Annotated in this window: 23 protein-coding genes and 2 riboswitches; of the genes, 21 read left to right on the top strand and 2 right to left on the bottom strand. The window is 44.9% G+C overall.

The features are described 5' to 3' along the window. Positions 1-13: 13 nt before the first annotated feature. The 10 genes from coaBC (at position 14) to spoVM (ending at position 11947) form a co-directional block, all read left to right on the top strand. Positions 14-1219, top strand: a complete 1206-nt coding sequence (gene coaBC / locus GLV98_RS04660; protein ID WP_160912522.1) for a bifunctional phosphopantothenoylcysteine decarboxylase/phosphopantothenate--cysteine ligase CoaBC — start codon at positions 14-16, stop codon at positions 1217-1219. Continuing rightward, positions 1216-3624: a primosomal protein N' gene (gene priA, locus GLV98_RS04655; RefSeq protein WP_160912520.1), complete on the top strand. Its 2409-nt coding sequence runs from the start codon at positions 1216-1218 to the stop codon at positions 3622-3624. Before coaBC ends, priA begins: the two co-directional genes overlap by 4 nt. A gap of 22 nt (positions 3625-3646) precedes the next feature. Then, positions 3647-4594: a methionyl-tRNA formyltransferase gene (gene fmt / locus GLV98_RS04650; protein WP_160912518.1), complete on the top strand. Its 948-nt coding sequence runs from the start codon at positions 3647-3649 to the stop codon at positions 4592-4594. Next, positions 4587-5933: a 16S rRNA (cytosine(967)-C(5))-methyltransferase RsmB gene (rsmB, locus tag GLV98_RS04645; protein ID WP_160912516.1), complete on the top strand. Its 1347-nt coding sequence runs from the start codon at positions 4587-4589 to the stop codon at positions 5931-5933. The genes fmt and rsmB overlap by 8 nt, the downstream gene beginning before the upstream one ends. A 140-nt stretch (positions 5934-6073) precedes the next feature. Further along, the gene (locus GLV98_RS04640) at positions 6074-6835 is read left to right on the top strand and encodes a Stp1/IreP family PP2C-type Ser/Thr phosphatase (RefSeq protein ID WP_160912514.1); all 762 of its coding nucleotides are present in this window, start codon (positions 6074-6076) and stop codon (positions 6833-6835) included. Next, complete coding sequence (pknB, locus tag GLV98_RS04635) at positions 6835-8892, top strand: Stk1 family PASTA domain-containing Ser/Thr kinase (RefSeq protein WP_160912512.1); 2058 nt, start codon at positions 6835-6837, stop codon at positions 8890-8892. The genes GLV98_RS04640 and pknB overlap by 1 nt, the downstream gene beginning before the upstream one ends. An 11-nt stretch (positions 8893-8903) precedes the next feature. Then, on the top strand, positions 8904-9785 hold the full coding sequence (gene rsgA, locus GLV98_RS04630; RefSeq protein ID WP_160912510.1) for a ribosome small subunit-dependent GTPase A: 882 nt from the start codon (positions 8904-8906) through the stop codon (positions 9783-9785). 2 nt (positions 9786-9787) lie between these two features. Beyond that, positions 9788-10441, top strand: a complete 654-nt coding sequence (gene rpe / locus GLV98_RS04625) for a ribulose-phosphate 3-epimerase (protein WP_160912508.1) — start codon at positions 9788-9790, stop codon at positions 10439-10441. Positions 10442-11164: 723 nt separating this feature from the next. Continuing rightward, complete coding sequence (locus GLV98_RS04620; protein WP_160912506.1) at positions 11165-11818, top strand: thiamine diphosphokinase; 654 nt, start codon at positions 11165-11167, stop codon at positions 11816-11818. 48 nt (positions 11819-11866) lie between these two features. Further along, complete coding sequence (gene spoVM / locus GLV98_RS04615; RefSeq protein ID WP_035505439.1) at positions 11867-11947, top strand: stage V sporulation protein SpoVM; 81 nt, start codon at positions 11867-11869, stop codon at positions 11945-11947. Positions 11948-12093: 146 nt separating this feature from the next. Here the strand turns inward: spoVM and rpmB are convergent, their stop codons facing one another. Continuing rightward, positions 12094-12282: a 50S ribosomal protein L28 gene (rpmB, locus tag GLV98_RS04610; RefSeq protein ID WP_035505437.1), complete on the bottom strand. Its 189-nt coding sequence runs from the start codon at positions 12280-12282 to the stop codon at positions 12094-12096. Positions 12283-12524: 242 nt separating this feature from the next. Between rpmB and GLV98_RS04605 the strand changes: the two genes are divergently transcribed. Both GLV98_RS04605 and GLV98_RS04600 read left to right on the top strand, forming a co-directional pair. After that, positions 12525-12887: an Asp23/Gls24 family envelope stress response protein gene (locus GLV98_RS04605; protein ID WP_160912503.1), complete on the top strand. Its 363-nt coding sequence runs from the start codon at positions 12525-12527 to the stop codon at positions 12885-12887. 31 nt (positions 12888-12918) lie between these two features. Further along, positions 12919-14586 carry a DAK2 domain-containing protein gene (locus GLV98_RS04600; RefSeq protein WP_160912501.1) on the top strand — a complete coding sequence of 556 codons (1668 nt, stop codon included), beginning with the start codon at positions 12919-12921 and terminating at the stop codon, positions 14584-14586. Between the two features lie 40 nt (positions 14587-14626). Here GLV98_RS04600 and GLV98_RS04595 read toward each other — a convergent pair whose 3' ends face one another. After that, on the bottom strand, positions 14627-15508 hold the full coding sequence (locus GLV98_RS04595; protein ID WP_160912499.1) for a sulfite exporter TauE/SafE family protein: 882 nt from the start codon (positions 15506-15508) through the stop codon (positions 14627-14629). A 123-nt stretch (positions 15509-15631) separates the two neighbouring features. After that, a riboswitch (SAM riboswitch) is annotated at positions 15632-15729 on the bottom strand. 170 nt (positions 15730-15899) lie between these two features. Further along, positions 15900-16006: riboswitch (SAM riboswitch) on the top strand. Between the two features lie 82 nt (positions 16007-16088). Between GLV98_RS04595 and GLV98_RS04590 the strand changes: the two genes are divergently transcribed. From GLV98_RS04590 to cysI, 9 genes are read left to right on the top strand one after another with little or no spacing between them, the layout of a single operon-like run. After that, positions 16089-16823, top strand: a complete 735-nt coding sequence (locus GLV98_RS04590; protein ID WP_160912497.1) for a phosphoadenylyl-sulfate reductase — start codon at positions 16089-16091, stop codon at positions 16821-16823. Positions 16824-16836: 13 nt separating this feature from the next. After that, positions 16837-17985, top strand: coding sequence for a sulfate adenylyltransferase (gene sat / locus GLV98_RS04585; RefSeq protein ID WP_160912495.1), 1149 nt, complete (start codon positions 16837-16839; stop codon positions 17983-17985). Positions 17986-17990: 5 nt separating this feature from the next. Next, on the top strand, positions 17991-18587 hold the full coding sequence (gene cysC, locus GLV98_RS04580) for an adenylyl-sulfate kinase (RefSeq protein ID WP_160912493.1): 597 nt from the start codon (positions 17991-17993) through the stop codon (positions 18585-18587). A gap of 13 nt (positions 18588-18600) precedes the next feature. Next, positions 18601-19377: a uroporphyrinogen-III C-methyltransferase gene (gene cobA / locus GLV98_RS04575; protein ID WP_160912491.1), complete on the top strand. Its 777-nt coding sequence runs from the start codon at positions 18601-18603 to the stop codon at positions 19375-19377. Between the two features lie 13 nt (positions 19378-19390). Continuing rightward, on the top strand, positions 19391-20149 hold the full coding sequence (locus GLV98_RS04570) for a sirohydrochlorin chelatase (protein ID WP_160912489.1): 759 nt from the start codon (positions 19391-19393) through the stop codon (positions 20147-20149). Continuing rightward, positions 20146-20772: an NAD(P)-binding protein gene (locus GLV98_RS04565; protein WP_160912486.1), complete on the top strand. Its 627-nt coding sequence runs from the start codon at positions 20146-20148 to the stop codon at positions 20770-20772. Before GLV98_RS04570 ends, GLV98_RS04565 begins: the two co-directional genes overlap by 4 nt. Further along, complete coding sequence (locus tag GLV98_RS04560; protein WP_160912484.1) at positions 20760-21572, top strand: uroporphyrinogen-III synthase; 813 nt, start codon at positions 20760-20762, stop codon at positions 21570-21572. The genes GLV98_RS04565 and GLV98_RS04560 overlap by 13 nt, the downstream gene beginning before the upstream one ends. Positions 21573-21595: 23 nt before the next feature. Then, on the top strand, positions 21596-23392 hold the full coding sequence (locus tag GLV98_RS04555; protein ID WP_160912969.1) for an assimilatory sulfite reductase (NADPH) flavoprotein subunit: 1797 nt from the start codon (positions 21596-21598) through the stop codon (positions 23390-23392). A gap of 28 nt (positions 23393-23420) precedes the next feature. Continuing rightward, a complete protein-coding gene (cysI, locus tag GLV98_RS04550; protein ID WP_160912482.1) occupies positions 23421-25133 on the top strand; it encodes an assimilatory sulfite reductase (NADPH) hemoprotein subunit in 1713 nt (570 codons plus the stop codon). Positions 25134-25165 lie beyond the last annotated feature (32 nt).

Here is a 25165-nt window from a genome sequence, read left to right as displayed (position 1 = left end):
AGGGGTCTCTCAGATGTTGAATGGAAAAAAGATCGTCTTAGGAGTATCAGGTGGTATCGCCGCCTATAAAGCAGCCGCTTTAACAAGCAAACTCGTCCAAACAGGGGCCGTTGTTAAAGTAATCATGACAGACAGCGCGCAAAAGTTTGTAGCCCCGACTACTTTTCAGGCATTGTCCAGACAGCCTGTATATACGGATACCTTTGATGAACAGGATTCTTCTCAAATCCAGCATATCGATGTCGCTGACTGGGCGGACCTCTTCTTAATCGCCCCAGCGACTGCAAATGTGATCGGAAAGCTCGCGCATGGCCTGGCCGACGATATGCTCTCGACGACTTTACTTGCGACCGAAGCACCTGTTTATATCGCTCCAGCCATGAATGTCCATATGTACAGTCATCCCGCTGTTATGAAAAATTTAAAACAGCTTGATGAATGGGGATTCCGCTTCATTGAGCCTGGCGAAGGTTACCTTGCCTGTGGCTATGTAGGCAAAGGACGATTGGAGGAGCCTGAAACCATAGTCGAAGTTCTCCAGAAAGAATACCAACGCCCTCAACCTCTCAAAGGCAGAAAAGTACTCATCACGGCAGGCCCGACCCGAGAACAAATCGATCCTGTACGTTATTTCACGAATCCTTCTACGGGCAAAATGGGTTATGCGTTAGCTAAAAAAGCCAAACAACTTGGTGCTGAAGTGACTCTCGTTTCTGGGCAAGTAGCCCTAAGTCCTCCAGCTGGGGTGGATGTGGTTCAAATTACGACCGCCCAGGAAATGTATGACGAAGTTTTAAAGGCTTATCCTGAACAGGACCTTGTCATCAAATCGGCAGCGGTAGCCGATTACCGTCCGAAAATCACGTACGATCAAAAGATGAAGAAGAAACCCGGAGACTATGTCGTTGAAATGGAGAGGACGAAAGATATTCTCCTGGAGCTGGGAGATCGCAAAGAACATCAATACTTAATCGGATTTGCTGCAGAAACGACAGATGTCGAGAAATACGGCAGAGAGAAGATGGATAAAAAGAACCTCGATGCCATTGTCATCAATAATGTTTCCGAAGTGGGTTCAGGATTTGGCACGGACACCAATGCTTCCTTGTTTATTACCAAAAAAGGGGAAGAGATGACATATCCGCTGATGAGCAAAGACGAGCTTGCTGAAAACATTCTCATGGTGGCTAGTAGTGAGATGGAGAGTGAAACCCATTGATTGCAAATGTAATCGTTGACGTACCTTCGCAAAATACGAACCGTCCTTTCGATTATGAAATACCCGAAAAGTTTGAAGGGATTGTTCAGCCGGGGGTTCGTGTAATCGTGCCTTTCGGGCCACGAAAAATTCTTGGGTATGTCGTCTCTCTTTCAGAAACAAGCTCTTTCTCATCCGTAAAGAAAATTACAGATGTCCTTGATGTGATTCCAACTTTAACGGGAGAACTCCTCCAACTCGGCAAATGGTTATCGAAAAATACATTGAGCTACTACATCTCCTGCCTTCAGGTCATGCTTCCTCAAGTGATGAAAGCTAAATATCGAAAAGAGCTCTGGAAATTGACGGAAGAACCCCTCGGCTCTGAACTCGACCCTTTATTTGATGGACGTGCTGTTGTCGACTTTGAGGAATTCGAAAAATCAGGCATCCGGTACCACACCCTCCGCAAACACATGAATGATGGAGACGTTGATGTCCATTATGAAGTGAAAAGCCGGGAAACGAAGAAGACGATGACGATGGTCGCACCCCATTTAAATCCGGTGGAATTAGAGGAGAAGTTAGAAGATCTCTCTCCACAAGCGAAAAAACAGCGGACCATTGTCGAGTATTTTCTTGAGTACCCGGATGCGATCGAGAAGAAGCGGCTCCTGGATGTACTATCGACCACACCTGCCTCGTTGAAGCCGCTCATCGAACAGGGGATCATCCGCGAATTCAAGCAGGAAGTTTTCAGAGATCCATATGGTGATCGTGACTTCGAACGTACGCAGCCTTTTCCGCTGACATCAGAACAGGAAACAGCCATTCAGCCGATCCTTAAAACCATCGAAGAAAATGCCCATGATGTTTTTCTTTTGCATGGAGTAACAGGAAGCGGCAAAACGGAAGTTTATTTGCAGGCGATCCAAGAAGTGATTGATAAAGGACAAGAAGCCATCATGCTTGTTCCTGAAATTGCGTTGACTCCGCAAATGGTGGAACGCTTCAAAGGAAGGTTCGGCTCCAAGGTTGCCGTCCTTCACAGTGCGTTGTCAGCAGGGGAAAAGTACGACGAATGGCGGAAAATCCAGCGGCAGGAAGTTCAGGTTGTCGTTGGAGCAAGGTCTGCGATTTTTGCTCCGTTTACGAACATTGGCTTGATCATCATCGATGAAGAACATGAAACGAGTTACAAGCAGGAAGACCGGACACGTTATCATGCGAGAGATGTCGCCATCGAGAGAGGGAAAACCCATCAATGTCCTGTCGTTTTAGGTAGTGCGACACCAGCTCTCGAAAGTTATGCCAGAGCTGTCAAAGGCAATTACCAGTTGTTGACGATGAAGAAAAGGATGAATGAGTCGGTGATGCCGGCGGTGGATCTCGTCGATATGAGAGAGGAACTTCATAGTGGAAACCGCTCCATGTTTTCGATCATGTTGAAGGAAAAAATCGAAGAAAGGCTTGCACGTGGGGAGCAGGTCGTCCTTTTTCTAAATAGACGGGGATATTCCACTTTTGTCATGTGCAGGGACTGTGGCCATGTGAGTGAATGCCCGCACTGTGACATTGCCCTTACGTACCACAAAAGGCAGAACCGCTTGAAATGCCACTATTGTTCACATGAAGAACCCATGCCCATCGAATGTCCCGAATGTGAGAGCAAAACCATCCGTTACTTCGGTACAGGGACACAGAAAGTGGAAGAAGCGCTTCAGGAGTTGATTCCGGAAGCACGCGTGATCCGCATGGACGTCGACACGACAAGAAGAAAAGGGGCACATGAACGGCTTCTGAAAAAATTTGGAGATGGACAGGCGGATATATTACTCGGCACGCAAATGATTGCCAAAGGGCTGGATTTCGGAAATGTCACTCTTGTCGGTGTCCTTGCAGCCGATGCTCTTCTCAACCTTCCTGACTTCCGTGCATCAGAAAAAACGTTCCAATTGATAACTCAGGTAAGTGGAAGGGCCGGGAGACATGAGAAACCGGGAGAGGTCGTCGTCCAAACGTACACACCAGAACATTATAGTATTGAACTTGCCAGCCAGTATGATTATGAACAATTTTTCAATGAAGAAATGAAATTGAGGAAAGCTTTCCGCTATCCTCCATACTTCTTCCTGACACTTTTCACCATCTCACATCCTAACCAATTGAAAGTGCAGGAAGTAACACAGAAAATTACCATGTTCATGCAGCAGAAACTTTCCGATCAATCTTATGTTCTCGGGCCTACTCCTTCTGCGCTCACCAGGATCAATAATAGATATCGATATCAATGCATGATAAAATACAAGAAGGAACCTGAGCAACGAAAATTCGTTGAACGGATATTGCACTATTACGAAGATGAAATGAAACAAGAAAATGGTTTGCAGATTACGGTGGATTTCCAACCGTATCAGCTGATGTAAGCAAGAAGGGAGCAACAAAGTCATGACACAAATTGCATTTATGGGGACACCGGATTTCGCCGTACCTGTCCTTGACCGCATCATTGAAGAGGGGTATGAGGTTGTCCTCGTTATCACCCAGCCGGATCGTCCGAAAGGGAGAAAGAAAACGATGACCCCGCCTCCTGTCAAGGTAGCGGCGGAAAAACACGGAATCCCAGTATTTCAACCAGAAAAAATCAAAGAAGAATACCAAGAAGTTCTTGCTTACGATCCCGACTTGATCGTAACCGCTGCCTTCGGTCAAATTTTACCGGAAGCTTTACTTCAGGAGCCGAAACATGGATGCATCAATGTCCATGCCTCCTTGCTGCCTGAATTCCGAGGTGGGGCACCGATTCATTACAGCATCCTCGAAGGTAAGAAGGAGACTGGAGTTACGATCATGTATATGGTCAAACGTCTCGATGCCGGCGACATGCTTTCAAAAGTTACCGTCCCGATTGAAGACGATGATCATGTGGGAACACTTCATGATAAACTCTCGGTAGCCGGAGCGGACTTGTTGGCGGACACACTGCCGAAGTTATTGAGCGGAGACATTACACCAGAAGAGCAGGATGAATCTAAGGTCACTTTCGCTTCCAATATTAAAAGGGAACAGGAGCTCATCGATTGGAGCATGGATCAACAGACGGTCTACAATCATGTGCGAGGGCTTCATCCATGGCCGGTCGCTTACACGTTTTGGAACGGCAAGCCGATGAAAGTCTGGTGGGTGGAGAAAGTCGAAGATACATTTGAAGAAGCCCCTGGGACCGTTGTAAGAATCGATGAAGATGGTTTTCTTGTCACAACAGGTGGAAATAAAGCCGTCAAGGTCGTTACTCTCCAGCCTTCTGGAAAGAAAAAGATGGACGGGCAGGCGTTTATCAATGGTGCTGGTCAGTCCTTAGAGGTCGGAGAACGTCTGGGTGAGACGAATGACTAAATATGCATTAAGAGAGTCAGCCCTTGATCTTCTCACTCGAATTGGTGAGCAGGGAGGATTCAGTCACGTTTTATTAGACCGGGAGATCTCTAAACAAAAGCTTTCCAGACAGGATGGAGCACTGTTAACTGAAATCGTATACGGAACACTCCAACGTCGGGATTTGATCCACTATTCCATACAGCCTTACATTGCCAAGCAGAAGAAAATAAAGCCATGGGTCCGTTGGCTGCTTTATATGTCGGTTTACCAGATGATTTTTCTTGAAAGAGTGCCAGACCATGCGATTATCCATGAAGCCGTGGAAATTTCCAAAAAGCGAGGGCATAAGGGAATTTCTTCATTCATGAATGGTGTGCTTCGGAACGTCCAGCGCAAAGGCGTCCAAAGCCTTGATAAAATCGAAGATCCTGTAGAGCGCATGGCTACTGAAACCAGTCATCCTCAATGGCTCGTGAATCGATGGGTCAAACAGTACGGTTTTGAAACGACGAAAGCGATGTGTGAAGCGAACAATCAACACCTTCCTATGTCTCTGAGAGTCCAGCCGCTCAGAATTTCACGTGAAGAGGCGATGAAGCAGTTGCAGGGGGATGGATTTAAAGTGGAAGAGAGCACGCTCTCACCTCAAGGCTTTCTTGTTCTTGAAGGGGCGATTCTCTCTCATTCCCTTTTCAAAGACGGTTATGTGACGGTCCAAGACCAGAGTTCCATGCTTGTTGCGGAAATGATGGATCTTGAAAAAGGATTGACTGTGCTGGATGCCTGCAGTGCACCTGGAGGTAAAACGACGCATATCGCTGAAAAGATGGAAGATGAGGGAGAAGTCGTTGCTTATGATTTGCATGAGAAAAAAGCGAAACTTGTAAGCAAAAAGGCTCAACAGTTGCAGCTCACATCAATTACGGCCAGTCAGGCAGACTCAAGAAAGCTGGGAGAGAAACATCCCCAGGGAGCATTCGACCGCATCTTACTTGATGCCCCTTGTTCCGGCCTTGGAGTTTTACGAGGGAAACCGGATATTAAATACCATAAAAAAGAAGAAGATATTTTCTCCCTAAGAAATATTCAGGATGATCTATTGAGAGAAGTTGCCCCACTACTAAATGATGGAGGCAAGCTTGTCTATAGTACTTGTACGGTCGACCGTCATGAAAATGAGGAAGCCGTCCAGCATTTCTTAAAAGAGCACCCGGACTTTCAAGTCGATCCAGATTTCTTCGAGGAGCTTCCAGAAGCTCTGAAAGGATCCCAGGGCCTTTCCGAAACTGGCCTTCAGCTTTTCCCTCAAGAGTGGGATACAGATGGATTTTTCTTGACCCGATTGCTAAAGAAGTGAGACACCTCAGAAACAAACAAAGCCATGGGAGGGACCTGTTAGTGATTGCGGGCCTTTCCCTGCAAGGTAATGAGAGGAACACCACCTAAGAACCAACACCTTTGTTTTATCCCAGTAATAAATATGAGGCAGGTGAGACCATGATAGGTTATTACGAGACAGATCAGGGGAAAGTCAGAATTCATAACGAGGATGCCGGTGGAGTTTTCAAAAATGACGCAGGCCAAGTCCTTGCGATCGTAGCCGACGGAATGGGAGGACACCAGGCCGGTGATGTAGCCAGTCAGATGACGACCTTACACTTACATAAAAAATGGCAGGAAGCCACGCTCATCGAAACGCCTGGTGAAGCAGAAGAATGGATCAAAGAAGCGGTCCGTTCGGCGAACAATGAAATTAAAACCTATGCCAATGACCATGAAGAATGTGCAGGGATGGGAACGACAGTTGTTGTGGCGTTGTGTACAGGAGAATTCGCAACGATCGGACACATTGGAGACAGCCGCTGTTATTTTGCTAACTCCTATGGCTTCAAAGTCATTACAGAGGACCATTCCCTCGTGAACGAATTGGTGCGCTCTGGTCAAATTACCGAAGAGCAGGCGGAGCATCATCCGAGAAAAAACGTATTATTAAAAGCCCTTGGGACAGAATTTGATTTGACAGCTGATGTGAAAACGATGGAATTCGAAGAGAATGACCGCCTTCTACTATGCACAGACGGATTAACCAATAAGGTCAGTGATGAGGAATTAAGTGAATTGAAATCATTCGAAGGGGAATGGTCGTCGTTTACTCGGCAGATGATCGACCTTGCAAATGAACGTGGAGGCGAAGATAATATTACGCTTGCAGTCGTGCATCATCATCCTTCTTCCGACCAGAAAGAAGGTGCGGAATAATGTTGAATAACCGTCTCCTTAATGACCGTTATCGTGTACAAGAGATGATCGGTGGCGGCGGTATGGCGAATGTCTACCTTGCTCATGACACGATTCTAGACAGGGATGTTGCCATTAAAGTATTGCGACTGGAACATGGAAATGATGAGGAGTTTATAGCTCGTTTCCATAGAGAAGCCCAATCAGCTACGAGTCTCTCTCATCCAAATATCGTCAACATTTATGATGTCGGAGAAGAAGATGACATTTATTTTATGGTGATGGAGTACGTCGATGGAATGACGTTGAAGCAATACATTCAACAACATAGTCCGATCGATGTAACTGAAGCGGTGGATATTATGAGGCAGATTTCATCAGCCATCGCTCATGCGCATGATAATGGAATCGTTCATAGGGATATCAAACCTCAGAACATTCTTATTGATCATTACGGTCATGTGAAAGTGACGGATTTTGGAATCGCCATGGCCCTCAGTGCGACGGCTTTGACTCAGACCAACTCGGTGCTTGGTTCTGTTCATTATCTATCGCCGGAACAAGCGCGGGGCGGGATGGCGACAAAGAAATCCGACGTCTATTCGCTCGGCATTGTTTTTTTCGAATTACTGACAGGGCGGCTCCCTTTTTCAGGAGAATCTCCTGTCTCCATTGCCTTGAAGCATCTCCAGCATGAAACGCCTTCTTTAAAAAGGTGGAATGCAGATTTGCCTCAAAGCGTCGAAAACATCGTCTTGAAATCGACAGCCAAAGATCCTTTTCATCGGTACGAATCTGTAATGGAAATGGAACATGAGATTGAAACTTCTCTCGAGCCTTACCGGGCGAATGAACCGGTATTCACATTACCCGATGATGGAGATGAAGAAAAAACCAAAGCCATCCCCGTCATTACGAATGAAGCTTACGGCGATTCACCTAATGAAGATACAATTATCAATACCAGTGATCACAAACCTGTCACCCCAGCCCCGACATCGCCGACAAAAACCTATAAGGAAACAGCTCCTTCAGATACGCCAACTGCTGAGAAGAAGCAAAAGAAGAAGCGGAAAGTGTGGCCGTGGATCCTTACCGTTATTCTATTATTATTGATCGGGGGAGTTGTGGCATTATTCACAATCCCAGGGATCATTCAGCCTGCAGATGTGGAGATTCCTGATCTTGCAGGAGAAGAGTATGAGACGGCATATAGTGAACTCAGTGATTTGAACCTTACTGTAACAAGAGAAACACGCTTTTCTGATGAGGTGGAAGAGGGCGATGTCATTGAAACAGATCCTGAAGCGGGGATGACAGTGAAGGAAGGTTCCGAGATTACCGTATATCTTAGCAACGGTAAAGAACGCGTGGATTTTCCTGATTACACCGGCCAGGATTTTGAACAAGTAAAAGAAGAGTTGGAGAGTAAGGGGTATAGTGGAGTCGATTTAATCGAACAGACAAGTGAGGAACATCCAGCAGGAGAAATCATTGCCCATGTAAGTCCAAGCCCCGGTACGAGTGTCATTCCTGATGAGACGACGGTGACCTTCCGAGTAAGTTCTGGAGTGGCTAAAGTTCAACTTCCGAGTTTAGTGGATGCGAATGAGAAGTTTGCGACGGATTACCTCCAAAGAAATAACCTGAAATATGAAGTCACACGTCAATTTTCTGAAGAGATAAGGGAAGGCTATGTGATTAGTCAGGATCCTGCTGCTCAAACAGAAGTAGAACAAGGATCGACCGTAAACTTAGTTATTTCTAAAGGACCTGAGCCAAAACCTCCTAGAGATGAATCCGTTTCAATTGAGGTTCCATATGAACCGGAAACGAATGAGGAAGAGGGACAGAGTGAGGGGGAGCAAGAAGGAGAGCAGCCTGAACCTGAGGGGCAGGAAGTTCTGATTTATGTGAACGATGCAAATCGAGATGGAAGTACACCAGTGATCAGTGAAACGATAACCGAAACGAAGACTTTTGAAATTACCTTAACGATTGAACCGGGAGAAGTAGCCACCTACCGGGTAATGAGAGACGGGGAAGTCTTTCAAGAAGAAGTGGAAGTACCGTATTAAGAGGTGAAAAAATGCCAGTAGGAAAAATTATTAAATCATTGAGCGGGTTTTACTATGTCCTTTGTGAAGGAGAGGTCTACCAATGTCGGGGGCGGGGGAACTTCCGTAAAAAGAAAGTCACCCCATTAGTTGGTGATCTCGTAGAATTCAAGGCGGATAATAAGGAAGAAGGATATATCTTATCCATTGAAAACAGAAAAAATGAATTGGTAAGGCCTCCGATTTCGAATGTTGATCAGGCATTAATCGTCACTTCTGCCGTTCACCCGGATTTCAATGCATTATTACTGGATCGCTTTCTCGTCCTTGTGGAAGAAAAGAGGATTGAGCCTTTTATTGTCATTTCCAAAGTGGACCAACTGGATGAACATCAAATGGAAGTGATGGAAAGCTACAAAACGCTGTATGAAAAAATCGGCTATCCTGTCATTTTATCTGCAGTAGATGATACGGAATCCATGGATCAAGTCCAATCTCACTTAGCTGGTCGCACAACAGTCATTGCTGGCCAGTCCGGCGTCGGCAAATCATCCTTGCTCAATTCCATCGATCCTAGACTCTCCATTGATACGGATGAAATCTCAGAGAGTTTAGGCAGGGGGAAACATACGACGCGACACGTAGAGCTTTATGAAATAGCAGATGGTCTTGTAGCGGATACCCCTGGCTTCAGTTCATTGGAATTCGGGGAGTTGGAACTTGATCAACTACCCGAGTGTTTCCCTGAGTTCGTTGAGGTACAGAATGACTGTAAATTCCGAGGTTGTCTGCACCATAAAGAACCGAAGTGCGCGGTCAAATCAGCCGTAGAGAACGGAGAGATTTCCGATCAGCGCTACGAGCATTACTTACAATTTTTAAATGAAATACAGAATAGAAAGCCGAGGTATTAATCATGACAAAAATTGCACCATCCATTCTAGCTTCTGATTTTTCGAAACTTGGAGAAGAAATCAAGGATGTCGAACGTGGAGGCGCGGATTATATCCACGTCGACGTCATGGACGGACATTTTGTTCCCAATATTACGATCGGTCCATTAATCGTTGATCACATCCGTCCGGTCACCGATTTGCCCCTTGATGTCCATTTGATGATTGAAAATCCCGATCAATATATCGAAGCTTTTGCCAAAGCAGGATCTGATATCATCACAGTTCATCAGGAAGCGTGTCCTCACCTCCATAGGACGATTCAATTGATCAAAAGCCATGGGGTAAAAGCAGGAGTCGTCATCAACCCGGCTACTCCAGCAGAAACCATCCGTCCCATTCTTCAAGATGTCGATCTTGTCCTCTTAATGACGGTCAACCCAGGATTTGGAGGTCAATCGTTCATCCATTCGGTCGTACCGAAAATCGAACAAATCTCCCAGTGGCGCGAAGAAGAAGAACTATCCTTCGAGATTGAAATCGATGGCGGAGTGAAAGTGGAAACGGCAAAACTTTGTACAGACGCTGGAGCTGATGTGCTCGTTGCCGGTAGTGCAATCTTTAACCAAGAGGATCGTAAAAAAGCGATTGAAGAAATCAGACAATCGTCAGAATGACCAAAAAGCTCAAAGGATCTCCATCCTTTGAGCTTTTTTATTCCTTTTTTGATTGGCATCCAATACAGAAATAAGTTACATTTTAAAATAAGAGAAATCGTCCTATTGTAGAATGTGGCAGTATTCTTGAAGACTTGATTTCGAGACTTTTGTTGAGAGGATGGGGCTGCGGCGAATGACTCGCTTTCCGCGGGAGTGCGGTGAGCCTCCTCGGACTGTGTCCTGTGGGGTCTCACCCTGCACTTTTTTCCCGCAGGAGTCTCGCCATTCCCCTCCGCCCCTTGGCTATATTAGTTTCTCGAAACCACTTCTTGGCAACTCGGCTTATATGCTCGCGTGAATCGAGTAATATAACCTATCCCCAGTGGTCATTTTGAGCATGAAAGCTTGATGTAGAGCGCTTTTTGCCTCTAACATTGGGTTATGGAAGACGATCCAACTTGTTGAAGGGGTTCGTTTCTTACATACAATGAATGGGGTGGTTGGGAAGCTGCGAGACTCCCGTGGGAGAAAGGAGATAGGCGAGATCCCGCAGGACGCAGTCCGAGGAAGCTTGCCACTCCCCCACAGGAAAGCGAGTAGCTTCCCAGCCACCCTTGACACTCAACCCAGGCAACGAGCCCAGGAACATTTCGAAACTGAGTCTTCCACAATCGGGAGCTTATCTTGAATAGAGAAGGAATGTTTTTTTATGGTGCAAGACATAGGAAGGATGTTAAGGATATGAAGAGAGTTATTGTTGTCGGTGGTGGGCCGAAGTCTTACATACCGGATGTAAAAGAATATGCATGTGAAGAATGTATTTGGATCGGAGCCGATCAAGGAGCTGAAGTCCTCGTTGAGCAGGGGGTAGAGCCTGACATTGCCATCGGAGATTTTGATTCCGTTTCAGAACAGTCACTGGCAGAAATAAAAAAGAAATCCAAACAGGTACTTATATTTCCTGATGAAAAAGATGAAACCGACTTGGAATTAGCTATAAATGAAGCACTCCGTTTAAGTCCAGAGCATATTCTATTATTCGGAGTGACCGGTGGTCGGATCGATCATTCTCAGGCGAACATGCAACTCTTGTATCCGCTTATGAAGGAAAAAGTAAAGAGTACGATCATCGATCGACAGAATCGGGTGGAATTAGTCTCTGCTGGTGAGCATAAGATAGAAGCGGATGAATTTTACCCGTATGTTTCTTTCTTACCGGTCACACTTGAAGTGACTAAAATTACGCTCGAAGGGTTCTACTACCCTTTGGATCAAGCTTATCTACCTTTTGGATCCACCTTGTGCATCTCGAATCGACTGATTGAAGATACAGGTACTTTTTCATTTGAGTCAGGCATACTCTTAGTAATAAGAAGTACAGACTTGCCTACTTGAAGGTAATAAGGGAGTTCGCATTAGTTCATATAGGAGGAGGGGGCTCTTTTGAAATTTTATACCATCAAACTCCCACGGTTCGTCGGGGGTTTAGTGCGCGCAGTCATAAGTACATTTAAAAAAGATTAGGACCAAATCAAAAGGGAAAACTCCGGAGTACACATGGGCTGAGCTCCGGAGAGCATCACAAGCGCCCGTTTACTTATCTTTAGACCAATAAAAAAAGCACCCGGGAAGGGTGCTTTTTTGTGAGCTCAAAAGCTCGGTGTCCGTAATTATACGCGTTGTACTTTGCCGGACTTAAGTTCACGTGCTGTTACGTAAACTTTTTGAGGCTTACCATCCACAAGGATGCGAACTTTTTGAACATTTGCTTTGAATTTACGTTTATTAGCGTTCATCGCGTGTGAACGGTGGTTACCTGAGCGTGTACCTTTACCAGATAGAACACTTCTGCGTGCCATGAAAATCCCTCCTGTTACATACATAAATCATCAGATACTTAGTAACTTTATCATATAGAAAAGGTGTTTGCAATAATCTTGTCAGAATTATATCAAGAATTTTTTCTTGACAGAACTTATGAATTGTTACACAGTATAGTAGGGATATCCAGGTCATTTTCATACCATTGAACAGAAATTCATTTCGCGTTTTTGTGTTATAATAGGGTAGGATTGATGAGGATTATAAAGGAGGATCTATTATGTCTGTTGATTTAAATAACCAATATGGTCATATTACTATTAGCAATGAAGTCATTTCAACGATTGCTGGAGGAGCCGCTGTTGAGTGCTACGGCATCGTCGGTATGGCGTCTAAAAATCAGATCCGTGACGGTTTATCTGAAATGCTCCGCAAAGAGAATTTTTCCAGAGGAGTCGTTGTCAGACAGGATGAAGATCGCCTCCATATAGACATGTTCATTATCGTGAGCTACGGTACGAAGATTTCCGAAGTCGCTCATAATGTCCAATCACAAGTAAAATACACACTAAACAAAACAGTTGGTTTGTCCGTGGATTCTGTGAATATTTTCATTCAGGGAGTTCGCGTGACAACTGAATAGATCGCGGTTGCAGTCAAAGGAGGAAGTAAGTGTGACGTTACAAAAGTTAGACGGCAAGACGCTTGCCGAAATGATCTTGCAAGGAGCTCATCATTTAAAGCAGAACTCACAAATGATTGATGCTTTGAACGTTTTCCCTGTACCGGATGGAGATACGGGGACGAACATGAACCTGTCCATGACTTCTGGAGCTGAAGAAGTTCGGAACGTGGACCAGAATCATGTAGGAACAGTAGCCCAATCTTTATCCAAAGGTCTCTTGATGGGAGCGCGTGGAAACTCAGGTGTTATTCTCTCCCAAATTTTCCGTGGCTTTTCAAAGGCGATTGAAGGCAAAGAAGTCATTACAACGAAAGACTTTTCAGAAGCTCTTCAAGGTGGGGCCAAAACAGCATACAAAGCCGTAATGAAACCTGTGGAAGGAACCATTCTTACTGTAGCAAGAGAGGCAGCCGAAGCATCTGTCGAGATCGCTGAAAAAGAGGATGATTTCATTCCATTCATCGAAGGAGTCGTTCAAGCAGCGAAGAAATCATTGAAGAACACACCTGAACTGCTTCCCGTACTGAAGGAAGTCGGTGTCGTAGATAGTGGCGGTCAGGGCCTTGTCACGATTTACGAAGGTTTCCTAGCCAACTTAAAAGGGGAGGAACTTCCGGATCTTGAGGATACCGTATCTATGGATGACATGGTTAACGCTGAACACCATAAGTTAAATCAGGATTTCATGAATACAGAGGATATTGAATTTGGCTATTGCACAGAATTCATGGTCAAATTTGAGGAAGATAAACTTGCTGAACATCCATATGATGAAGAAGCCTTCCGTAATGAGCTCAGCGAGATGGGAGACTCTCTGCTTGTCGTCTCTGATGAGGATTTGATCAAAGTCCACGTACACGTGGAATATCCAGGTGAAGCGATGACCTTGGGGCAAAGATACGGCAGTCTTGTTAACATGAAGATCGAGAACATGCGCGAACAGCATACGTCGATCGTTGGTGATAAAAAGAAAGCCAAGCCCAAGTCAGAGGAAAAAGCAGAGTACGGAATTGTGACCGTGAGCATGGGAGACGGAATCAAAAAGCTGTTTGAAAGTCTTGGAGCTACTGTCGTTATCCAGGGCGGTCAAACCATGAACCCGAGTACTCAAGATCTTTCAGAAGCGATCAAAGAGGCACATGCGAAACGTGTGCTCGTCTTGCCGAATAACAAAAATATCGTCATGGCTGCTGAGCAAGCGGCAGAAATCGCGGATGTAGAGGTTGCTGTCATTCCATCGAAAACGATACCTCAAGGGATGAGCGCCCTTCTAGGGTTCAACCCGGAAGCAGACCTTGATACGAATAAAGATGAAATGCTGAGCCTCATGGCTGAAGTGAAAACAGGACAAATTACGTACGCTGTCAGAGACACACAAATTGATGGGTTGGACATATCCAAAGGCCATTTCATGGGAATCGCCGATGGCAAAATTTCCGCTACCGACCGAAATGCGTTGACGACGGCTAAAACGTTGCTGAACCAAATGATCGATGAAGATGAAGATGAGATTCTGACCATCTTGACCGGTGAAGAAGTTGACGATAAAGATGTAGCAGAACTTGAGTCATTCATTGAAGAAACGTATGAAGATTTGGAAGTGGAAATCCACAATGGTGGACAGCCGATTTATTCCTATATCTTTTCAATCGAATAAAACTCGTACAGGAACGCAGCTCTTTGGGCTGCGTTTCTTTTTATGCTTGTTTTCGAACCATCTTGACTCGAAGGTGGTTTCGAATAGAAAACACAACAATCAAGAGATACCCAAAGAACAGTGAAGTGTAAACAAAAGTTAAGACCGAATCGCTGATTTGGATCGAAGACAATAAAGTTCTCGTATTTGTAAGGATGATGAAACCCCCGGCTAATACTCCTAGAACAGAAGAGGGAAGGGTTTTGACAAGCCAAGCGGCAATGGGTGCGGCTATCACACCACCGATAACAAAAGATGATATGAGCAGCCAGCTGAATTGATCATGCCCTAAAAAAATCAAAAAACCAGCCGTTGCTGAAACCGTTACCAGAAACTCGCTCGTGTCCACTGTTCCAATGACTTTCCTTGGAGCGATCCCCGAGTGAGAAAGAAGTGCAGGTGTATTCACCGGTCCCCAGCCACCCCCGCCGACACTATCCAAAAAGCCGCCTGCTATTCCAAGGGGCAAGAGGAAACGTTTGTTTACAGACTTCTTTTCTTTGATGTGTGTTTTTTTCGAAAGGGATAGGAATCGGAAAATGATATAAATTCCTAGTGAGAGTAGGAATATGGATATGTAAGGTCTAATGAATTCTCCTGATATGTAGCTTAAAAATGCTGCTCCTAAGAAGGCGCTGATGGCACCAGGAACTGCGATGATCATGACAAGGCGTTTGTCTACGTTGCCAAACTTATAGTGGGAAAAACCAGAAACAGCTGTTGTGGCAATCTGAGACATATGGATGGAAGCGGATGCTACAGCAGGAGCTAGTCCATAGGATAAGAGAATCGTAGATGAACTAAGCCCAAATCCCATGCCGAGTGCTCCATCCATCAGTTGAGCAACAAAACCAATAAGAGCGAAAATCGTCAGTTTCTGCAAAGTGTACCACTCCTTTTAAACCGTTCAATCGTTCGGAAATATATTTTTATTATTCCTATGCATTTACTTGGTTTTATAATCAAAAAATAAACCCCCTATCTGAAAGAAGGGGGAGTCATCCACACCTTATCTTTCAGCCTTTTGGCTGCTGGAATGAGCACCTTCTTACAGGTTGCTGCGGGATCGTCAGACCAGGTTCCTTCCCCGACTCTTTATAAGGGTTGTATAGGTTTGTGAAGAATAATTCTTAAACTAACGGACATGGTTTTATTTGTCAATCATATAGTATAAAAAAACAGAAAATTTTTGAATTTCCTAAAAAAGCATTGACATATGTTGATAAGGAGCATAAGATTTGTATCAACTTGTTTTTCAGAAAATTTCATACCTTTTCTTATCTAGAGAGGTGGAGGGACTGGCCCTTTGAAGCCTCGGCAACGGATCTATACAGATACTGTGCCAATTCCAGCAAGTGGTAAGCGCTTGAGAAGATAAGGAGAATATAGTTTACATTTATTTGTAAATGCCTTTCTTCTTATCGTGAAGAAAGGCATTTTTTCTTTTTAGAAAGGAGGAAGAGATGAAACAACCACTCGTAACGTATCAATCTTTTGAAAATCCATTTGAAGGTGATCCACCAAAAGCCAATGTTACAAAAGGAGCAGCAGAGGTTATTCGATGGGCTTATTCTCAGTACGAGGACATCGTGTATGCCTGCAGTTTCGGAGCAGAAGGGATCGTTCTCATCGATTTGATTTCCAAGGAGAAGCCGGATGCCGAAGTCGTTTTTCTTGATACAGATCTTCATTTTGAAGAAACTTATCAGCTGATTGAAAAAGTGAAAATGAGGTATCCGAAGTTAAACATAACGATGAAAAAACCTGAAATTACGCTGGAAGAACAAGCGGAACAGTATGGCTCCGCCCTATGGAAGCGGCAGCCGGATCAATGTTGTTACATCCGTAAAATTAAGCCACTTGAAGATGCTCTCAGCGGCAGAAAAGCTTGGCTGTCAGGCCTGAGACGGGAGCAATCCCCCAGCCGTCAGAAAACAAATTTCGTGAACAAGGATGAGAGATTTAAATCCGTTAAAGTGTGCCCCTTGATTCACTGGAGTTGGGAAGACGTATGGGAATATATCCGACTAAATAGGTTGGACTACAATGAATTGCACGATCAGAATTATCCTAGTGTCGGCTGCATCCCCTGTACCGCCCAGGCTTCAAATGATGGGAGATCAGGCAGATGGAAAGGGTTCAATAAAACCGAATGTGGGTTACACACAGCGGAATCTTCAGAAGAGGAAAAATCTTAAAGGAGGAAATGGGATGTCAATCATAACCCCGCACGGTGGAGTGCTTGTAAACAGGTGGAAGGAAACAAGGCCGGAGGAGCTGCCGGAAGATATCATCGAGCTTGATTCGATGGCATTAAGTGATGTCGGTTTAATTGCGAACGGTGCTTATAGTCCCTTAAAAGGGTTCATGAACAAGGAAGATTATGAATCTGTGGTCGAAACATTAAGGTTAAAAGATGGCACTCCATGGAGTATTCCGATTACACTTCCGATCTCAGAGGAACAATCCCGGTCGCTTGGAAGGAAAGCGAAGTTGGTCAAGGATGGGATTGTATATGGGACGATTACGATAACAGATCGATTTAAACCGGATAAGAAAAAGGAAGCTCAAAACGTGTACTTAACGACAGAATCGGCTCATCCTGGCGTGAAAAAATTATTCGAACGAGGAGACTGGTATGCCTCAGGTGAAATCGAAGTATTTCAAAAACCTCCTTACGAACATGGAAAGTCATTTTACTTAGATCCAAAAGAATCGAGAGAGCTTTTTCAACAACTTGGTTGGAAAAAGGTCGTTGGGTTTCAAACACGAAACCCTGTCCATAGGGCTCACGAATACATCCAGAAAGCTGCGCTGGAGACGGTGGATGGATTGTTTTTAAATCCGCTGGTCGGCGAAACGAAAAGTGATGATATTCCCAGTGATGTCCGGATGAAGAGTTATCAAGTTCTTCTTGATCACTATTATCCAAAAGAGAGAGTCACCTTGGCTGTCTTCAATGCGGCTATGCGGTATGCAGGTCCTAGGGAGGCGATCTTTCATGCAATCGTCAGAAAGAATTTCGGGTGCTCCCACTTCATTGTAGGGCGAGATCACGCGGGTGTCGGTGATTATTATGGTACGTATGATGCACAGAAAATCTTCAGCCACTATGAAAGTGGGGAACTTGGTATCACACCACTTTTCTTTGAACACAGTTTTTATTGCAACGCTTGCGAATCGATGGCTTCTCATAAAACCTGCCCTCACGACAAAGAGCATCACATGATCTTGTCAGGAACGAAAGTAAGGGAGTTGCTGCGTAAAGGAGAAAAACCTCCAAAAACGTTCAGTCGTCCTGAAGTGGTGGACGTCTTAATCGAAGGGCTGCAGAAAGAAACAGCAGAAGTGAAAGGGTGAGGTCCATGAACAAAAATTTGACCTGGCATGAGGCATCCATTGGGAAAGAAGAGTATCGCAGAAAAAATGGGCACCAAAGTGGAGTACTCTGGTTTACAGGTCTCTCGGGCTCAGGTAAATCAAGCATTGCCAACCAATTGAACAAAGTCCTGTTCGAAAAAGGCATCCAAAGCTATTTACTTGATGGTGACAATGTGAGACATGGACTGAACTCAGACCTCGGGTTTTCGGAAGTCGACAGAGAGGAGAACATTAGACGGATCGGTGAAGTAGCGAAACTCTTTGCGGATAGTGGAACCATCGTTTTGTCAGCGTTCATTTCTCCTTATCAAAAAGACCGGGACCTTGTAAGAGCCTCTATACCGGAAGGGGATTTTATTGAAATCCATGTCGACTGTCCTGTGGAAGAGTGTGAAATCCGTGATCCGAAAGGGCTTTATAAGAAAGCCAGAAACGGAGAAATCAAGGGATTTACAGGCATTGATGCGCCTTATGAAAAACCGCTTCAACCGGAACTTGTGCTTGATTCTAAAACGTATAGTGTGGAAAGTTGCACGGAACAAGTGTGGAAGCTTTTACAAGATAAAAAATGGGTGACATGAAAGGGGCCGGAAGATGACAAACGTTTATATTGTGGGAGCAGGTCCGGGGGATTACGACCTGATCACAGTGAAAGGGTTAAAAGCGATCCAAAAAGCAGACGTCATTCTGTATGATCGCTTGATCAATCAAGAGCTTCTGGATGAGGCGAAGGAAGGTGCAGAACTTGTGTTTTGTGGGAAACGTCCGGACCATCATGCCCTTAGTCAGACGACCATCAATCATCTCTTGTGTAAATATGCGCGGAAAGGAAAAGTGGTCACCCGTTTGAAAGGGGGAGACCCATTCGTATTCGGACGCGGAGGAGAAGAGGCGGAAGAACTCGCCAAAAGAAACATTCCTTATGAAATCGTACCGGGAATCACTTCGGGAATTGCAGCGCCTGCTTATGCAGGCATTCCTGTGACCCACCGAGACTACAGTTCTTCCGTCGCTTTCATTTCAGGTGTCAATAAGCAAGGCGGCGATGAAGAGGCTTATTGGGAGCGGGTCTCTAAAAGTATGGATACCTTGTGCATTTATATGGGAGTAAAGAAATTGCCGCTCATTTGTGAACGACTTCTGAAGTACGGAAGACCTCTTCATACACCTGTAGCCCTGGTGCAATGGGGGACAACAAAGGAGCAAAAAACGGTGACAGGCACGATTGAAGATATTGTCGAAAAATCAAAGCGTATTGAGAATCCTGCAATGATCGTCGTTGGAGACGTAGTCAGGTTACGAGAACGTCTCCAATGGTTTGAGTCATCTCTGGAAGAAGATCTTAAGGAAATAGCCACAGGTGTTGTATGAAAGTAGGGGTAACATGGAAGCCGTTTTGTATGTCAGTCATGGGAGTAGAAAAAAGCAAGCGAAAGAGGAAGCCATTCACTTTTTGAACCGTGTTCAGCGGCAGGTCAACTGCGAACTCTCTCATATTTGTTTTCTCGAGTTAGCAGATCCTGATGTGTTGGAAGGCATTCGTAAACTTGTCGAAAAAGGGGCAGATAGGATTGTCATTATCCCTGTACTGCTACTGAGTGCCGGTCACTATTTCAAGGATATTCCTCATGAGATTGAGAAAGCCGAAGCCATCTATCCAGACATTTCGATTACTTATGGTCAAACGCTTGGGGTGCAGGAACGAATCACGGATGTACTGGTGGACCGGCTGAAAGAACTGCCGACCGAAATGGATGAATCAGCCAATGTTTTACTTGTGGGAAGAGGGAGCAGGCATCCGGATACAAAAACATCCATCGAATGGATTGCTGGAGAATTGAAAGAGAAGGGCCGGATCCGACATATTCAAACCTGCTACCTGGCTGCACTTTCTCCTCGATTTCCAGACGAGTTTGAAGAATCGCTAAGCAACTATTCTAAGACAATTGTGGTCCCTTACTTATGGTTTACAGGCCTCCTCTATGATTCTTTGGAAAAAAGCGTGGTGAACGCAAAAGAGAAAGGACATCATGTCTACCTCGCTTCTTATTTAAATGATCATCCAAATATGGTTCAATCCTTGGTTGACCGAGTCAATCAAGCCTTAAGCAAAGGGGAGGAAGAGGAGAGAATTGTGAAATGATATCGCTATCCGTTGATGTAGAACAAAAGAAAGTCATCATCATTGGAGGAGGCAAAACAGCAGAAAAAAGGGCGAAGGTCTTCCTACGAGAAAAGGCAAGAATTACAGTTGTCAGTCCTGCAGTCACGGAAGACTTAAAAGAGATGATCAAGAAGAAGGAGATCCATTGGTTGAATCGTCATTTTGAAAATGGTGATGTTACGAGCGCATTTCTATTAGTTATTGCGACGGATGACTGCGAGACAAATGACAACATCGCACTGCAAGCAGGTAATGTGCCCCTTGTGAACAGAGTAGATGGGGGGAAGGGTGGAAACCTTCATCTTCCTGCACAATTTACCCGGGGGAAACTAAACGTATCTGTCACCACCCAGGGAGCTAGTCCTAAGCTCGCAGGACGCTTGCGTGAAGAATGGGAAAAGCAGTTCCCTCCTGCCTATAAGGATTATATGGATTTTTTATATGAATGCAGGCAAATGCTGAAGGCTTCTCCTTTATCTAAAGTGGAAAAAGAGATGTATCTGGAAAGAATGCTTGATCCCTCTTATTTAGAACGGGAAAAACAATGGATCATCAAGGAAGAAATACATACCAAAGGAGGAGGTAGCCTTTGTCGGGACTAAAAGGAAAAAAGGTTGGCATTGCGGCAGATCGCCGTTCGGAAGCGATTCAAAAATTAATAACGAACATGGGTGGAAAGCCTTTTGTTTTTCCATTGCAAGGAGAGCAGCTGCTGGATGAAAAAGCATCCCGCGCTCATGTGAAAGACTACCTTCATCAATCGTTTAACCGGGTCATATTGACGACAGGCATAGGCGCTCGGACGCTTGGAGATGCCGCAATAAAAGAAAGGGTAGACAGGAAATTTCTTCAGAAGCTCGAAAACGAGTCTCTTGCCATCCGGGGTGCGAAAACGATGGATTGGTTAAAAGCCAATGACCTATTACCTGATGTGATTGCTGCAGATGGAACGATGGAAAATCTATTGTGTCAAATCCCTGTTGTAGATCGAACAGAGAACCAAGGAATCTTTCTACAGACATACAATGAAGATGAAGAATTTTTAGTAAGAAAATTAGAGGAGAAAGGATACAGGGTTTACAGAGCTAACCCCTACAAGTTCTTACCACCTGATCCTGTTGTCGTAGAAGACTTAGCCCTCCATATCGCAGACGCTCAACTAGATGCGGTTGTTTTCACAAGTAAAACCCAGGTGAAAAATTTATTTCATCAAAGCAAAAGGTTGGAAAATGTTGTGGAAGCTTTCCAACATCATGTCCAGGCGGTAGCTGTTGGTAAAGTAACCGCTCAGGCTCTGCATGACCGAGGAATTTCTTCGGTCATTCAACCCGAGCGACCGAAGATGGGTGCGATGATTGTGAAGCTCGATCATTATTTTCAGGGGCAATGGTTGAATCAATAGCTATCAATATGGAGGTGTCAATGTTGAATCTTGATGTCAAGAACAGTCCATTTGATCAAGAACAAACGGAACAATTGAACCGTTTGCTTCTAACAATGGATGACCGACAGAAAATATGGCTGAGCGGTTATTTGGCCGCCTTTCAGAACTCTCCTTCCCTTGCTGTAAAGAATCACCAAGGAGAAGAAAAAGCAGTGTCTGCCCGGCAGGTAACCCTTTTGTATGGATCACATACCGGAAACTGTCAGGCCCTTGCGGAAGAATATGGGGCCAAGTTAAAAGAAAAGGGCATGGTAGCCAACGTTCTGGATATGGATGAATATAAACCGAAAAACTTAAAAAGTGAACAGGATCTATTGATTTTGACGAGCACCCACGGAGACGGAGATCCTCCAGATAATGCACTGTCCTTTTATGAATTTCTCTTCAGCAAACGAGCTCCAAAATTAGACGGAATGAAGTATTCTGTCCTTGCTCTTGGTGACAGCTCTTATGAGTTCTTTTGTCAGACGGGGAAGGAAATCGATGAACGCCTGAACGAACTTGGTGCTGAGCGTATCCATCCCCGTGTCGATTGCGACCTTGATTATGAAGAAGATGCTGAATCATGGTGGAAGGGAGTGCTTCATACATTAGGTGATACTCATGAACATGTCTCTCCAACGGTTGAAAAAGTCACGTCTGTTACCGATCGTCCGATTTACTCTAAGAAAAACCCTTTTCAAGCAGAAGTGCTGGAGAATATCAACTTGAGTGGACGGGGATCGAATAAAGAGACCCGCCATTTGGAGCTCGACCTGGAGGGAGCGAACCTTGCCTATGAACCTGGGGATAGTCTGGGGATTTATCCGAAAAATGAAGATACCCTTGTAGATGAGCTGATCGAAGAAATGGGATGGGACCCGGACTTATCGGTCATCGTGAACAAAGATGGGGAAGTCCGGGCATTACGGGAAGCTTTGACCTCCCATTATGAGATTACGGCCTTGACCATACCCTTACTGGAGAAATTAGCGACTCTGACTGATCATGAAGAGTTCAAACAACTAGTGGCATCCAGGGAAAAAATGAATGCTTATATATATGGAAGGGATCTGCTTGATGTCGTGAGAGATTATGGACCATGGAAAGCAGGGGCGGAAGCGTTTGTCAGCTCCTTAAGGAAGATCCCTGCGAGACTGTATTCTATTGCGAGCAGTTTAAAAGCAAATCCTGATGAAGTACATCTGACAATCGGGACAGTAAGATACGATTCAAATGGGCGGAAACGAACAGGGGTCTGCTCAGGGCAATGTGCAGAAAGGACAGAAGTGGGAGATCAACTGTCTGTTTTTGTACAGAAGAACAACAATTTCAAACTGCCAGATGATCCATCCATCCCCATCATCATGATCGGAGCGGGAACGGGCGTGGCCCCCTACCGATCCTTCCTTGAAGAACGAGAAGAAAGCGAGAGACAGGGCAGGTCCTGGCTTTTCTTCGGTGAGCAGCACTTTGTCACGGATTTTCTATATCAAGTGGAATGGCAGCGATGGTTAAAAGAAGGCGTCCTAACAAAAATGGATGTCGCTTTCTCCAGAGATACATCAGAAAAAGTGTACGTCCAGCACCGTTTGCTTGAGAACCAGAAAGAATTTTATCAATGGTTAGCATCCGGGGCTTATGTCTATGTATGTGGGGATGAAAAATATATGGCCAAAGATGTCCACAACACAATCCTTGAAATCATAAAAGAAGAAGGAAAATACACCGAAGAAGAAGCAGAGGAATATTTGAAAGAATTGAGGAAAGCGAAGCGTTACCAAAGAGACGTTTATTAAGGAGAAGAAGGAAGGGAGAGAAAGTATAGTGGCGGAAAACAAAACCATAAGGCCTGAAGGTCCCCCGGATGATATGGAAAGAATTAAAGAGGAAAGTCGTTTTTTAAGAGGGACGCTCGTAGATAGTTTTGAAGACCGGATCAGTGCGAGTATCCCTGAGGATGATACGAAACTACTGAAATTTCACGGAAGTTACATGCAGGATGATCGTGATCTGAGGAATGAGCGGAGAAAGCAGAAGTTGGAGCCCGCTTATCAATTCATGGTCCGTGTCCGCCTCCCAGGGGGTGTGGCGACACCGGATCAGTGGCTGATAATGGATACGTTGGCTGATGATTATGGAAATGGAACGATGAAACTTACGACAAGGCAGACCTTTCAGCTCCACGGGATACTGAAGTGGAATATGAAAAATAGTATACAGGCCATGAATGAATCGTTGTTAGATTCCATTGCTGCCTGTGGGGATGTCAATCGGAATGTCATGGCTAACGTGAATCCGGATCAATCCCCATATCACGCGGAAGTCTACCAGTTTGCTAAACAAATAAGTGAACACTTACTTCCGAAGACCAGGGCTTACCATGAGATCTGGCTTGATGAAGAGAAAGTCATAGATGGCAAAGAGGAAGAAGAGCCGATCTACGGTTCCCACTACCTGCCGCGGAAGTTCAAAATCGGTGTCGCTGTTCCACCTTCCAATGATGTGGATGTCTTTTCGCAGGATCTCGGTTTCATAGCCGTTGAAGAGGAAGGAAAGCTGATTGGTTTCAATGTCGTAGTTGGCGGTGGAATGGGCATGACCCATGGGGATAAGACGACCTACCCTCAATTAGGGCGTGTCATCGGTTTCTGTCCAAAAGAAAAAGGAAAAGAGGTGGCAGAAAAAATCCTGACCATCCAGCGTGATTACGGAAACCGATCGAACCGGAAAAATGCTCGTTTCAAATACACGGTGGATCGGCTTGGAGTGGAGTGGATCTGTGAGGAACTGAACCGGAGAACAGGTTGGGAGCTGGAAGAGGAGAAACCTTATCATTTTGATCATAATGGCGATCGGTATGGATGGTTGAAAGGGGAGGATGGGGATTGGCATCATACCTTTTTCATCCAAAATGGACGCATTAAAGATGAAGACACCTATTTACTAAAAGAAGGAATGCGCAAAATGGCCGAACTGGGACTTGGAGAGTTCAGGCTGACCCCTAATCAGAATGTTACGCTTTCGAAAATCAAGAATGAGAATAAACCAGAAATTGAAGCCGTTATTGAAGAATACGGATTATCAGACGGTAAACAGAATTCTGCATTGAGAAGGAACTCGATGGCCTGTGTGGCTATGCCTACATGCGGGCTGGCCATGGCTGAATCGGAAAGGTATTTGCCTTCGCTCATTGATCAAATAGAAGAAGTCCTGGATGAAGTGGGCTTGAGAAATGAAGAAATTATAATAAGAATGTCAGGTTGTCCAAATGGATGTTCACGCCCAGCCCTTGGGGAGATTGGTTTTATCGGTAAAGCCCCTGGGAAATACAACCTTTATTTAGGAGCTGGATTCGCAGGGGACAGGTTGAATAAATTGTACCGTGAAAATATCGGAGAAAGAGAAATAGTAGAAGAGTTAAAACCGTTACTTGTCCATTATGCGAAACAGCGGGAAGATCATGAAAGATTTGGTGATTTTGTCATACGCAAAGGGTACATTCGACCGGTTACTTCAGGTCAAGACTTCCACTCATAAATGAAATGGTCACCAAACCCAGCACCGTGCAT

Origin of the sequence: Halobacillus litoralis, assembly GCF_009856415.1 — a bacterium.
In the GTDB taxonomy this organism is placed as follows: Bacteria; Bacillota; Bacilli; order Bacillales; family Halobacillaceae; genus Halobacillus; species Halobacillus litoralis_C.
This window is presented reverse-complemented; position numbering and strand designations above follow the sequence as displayed.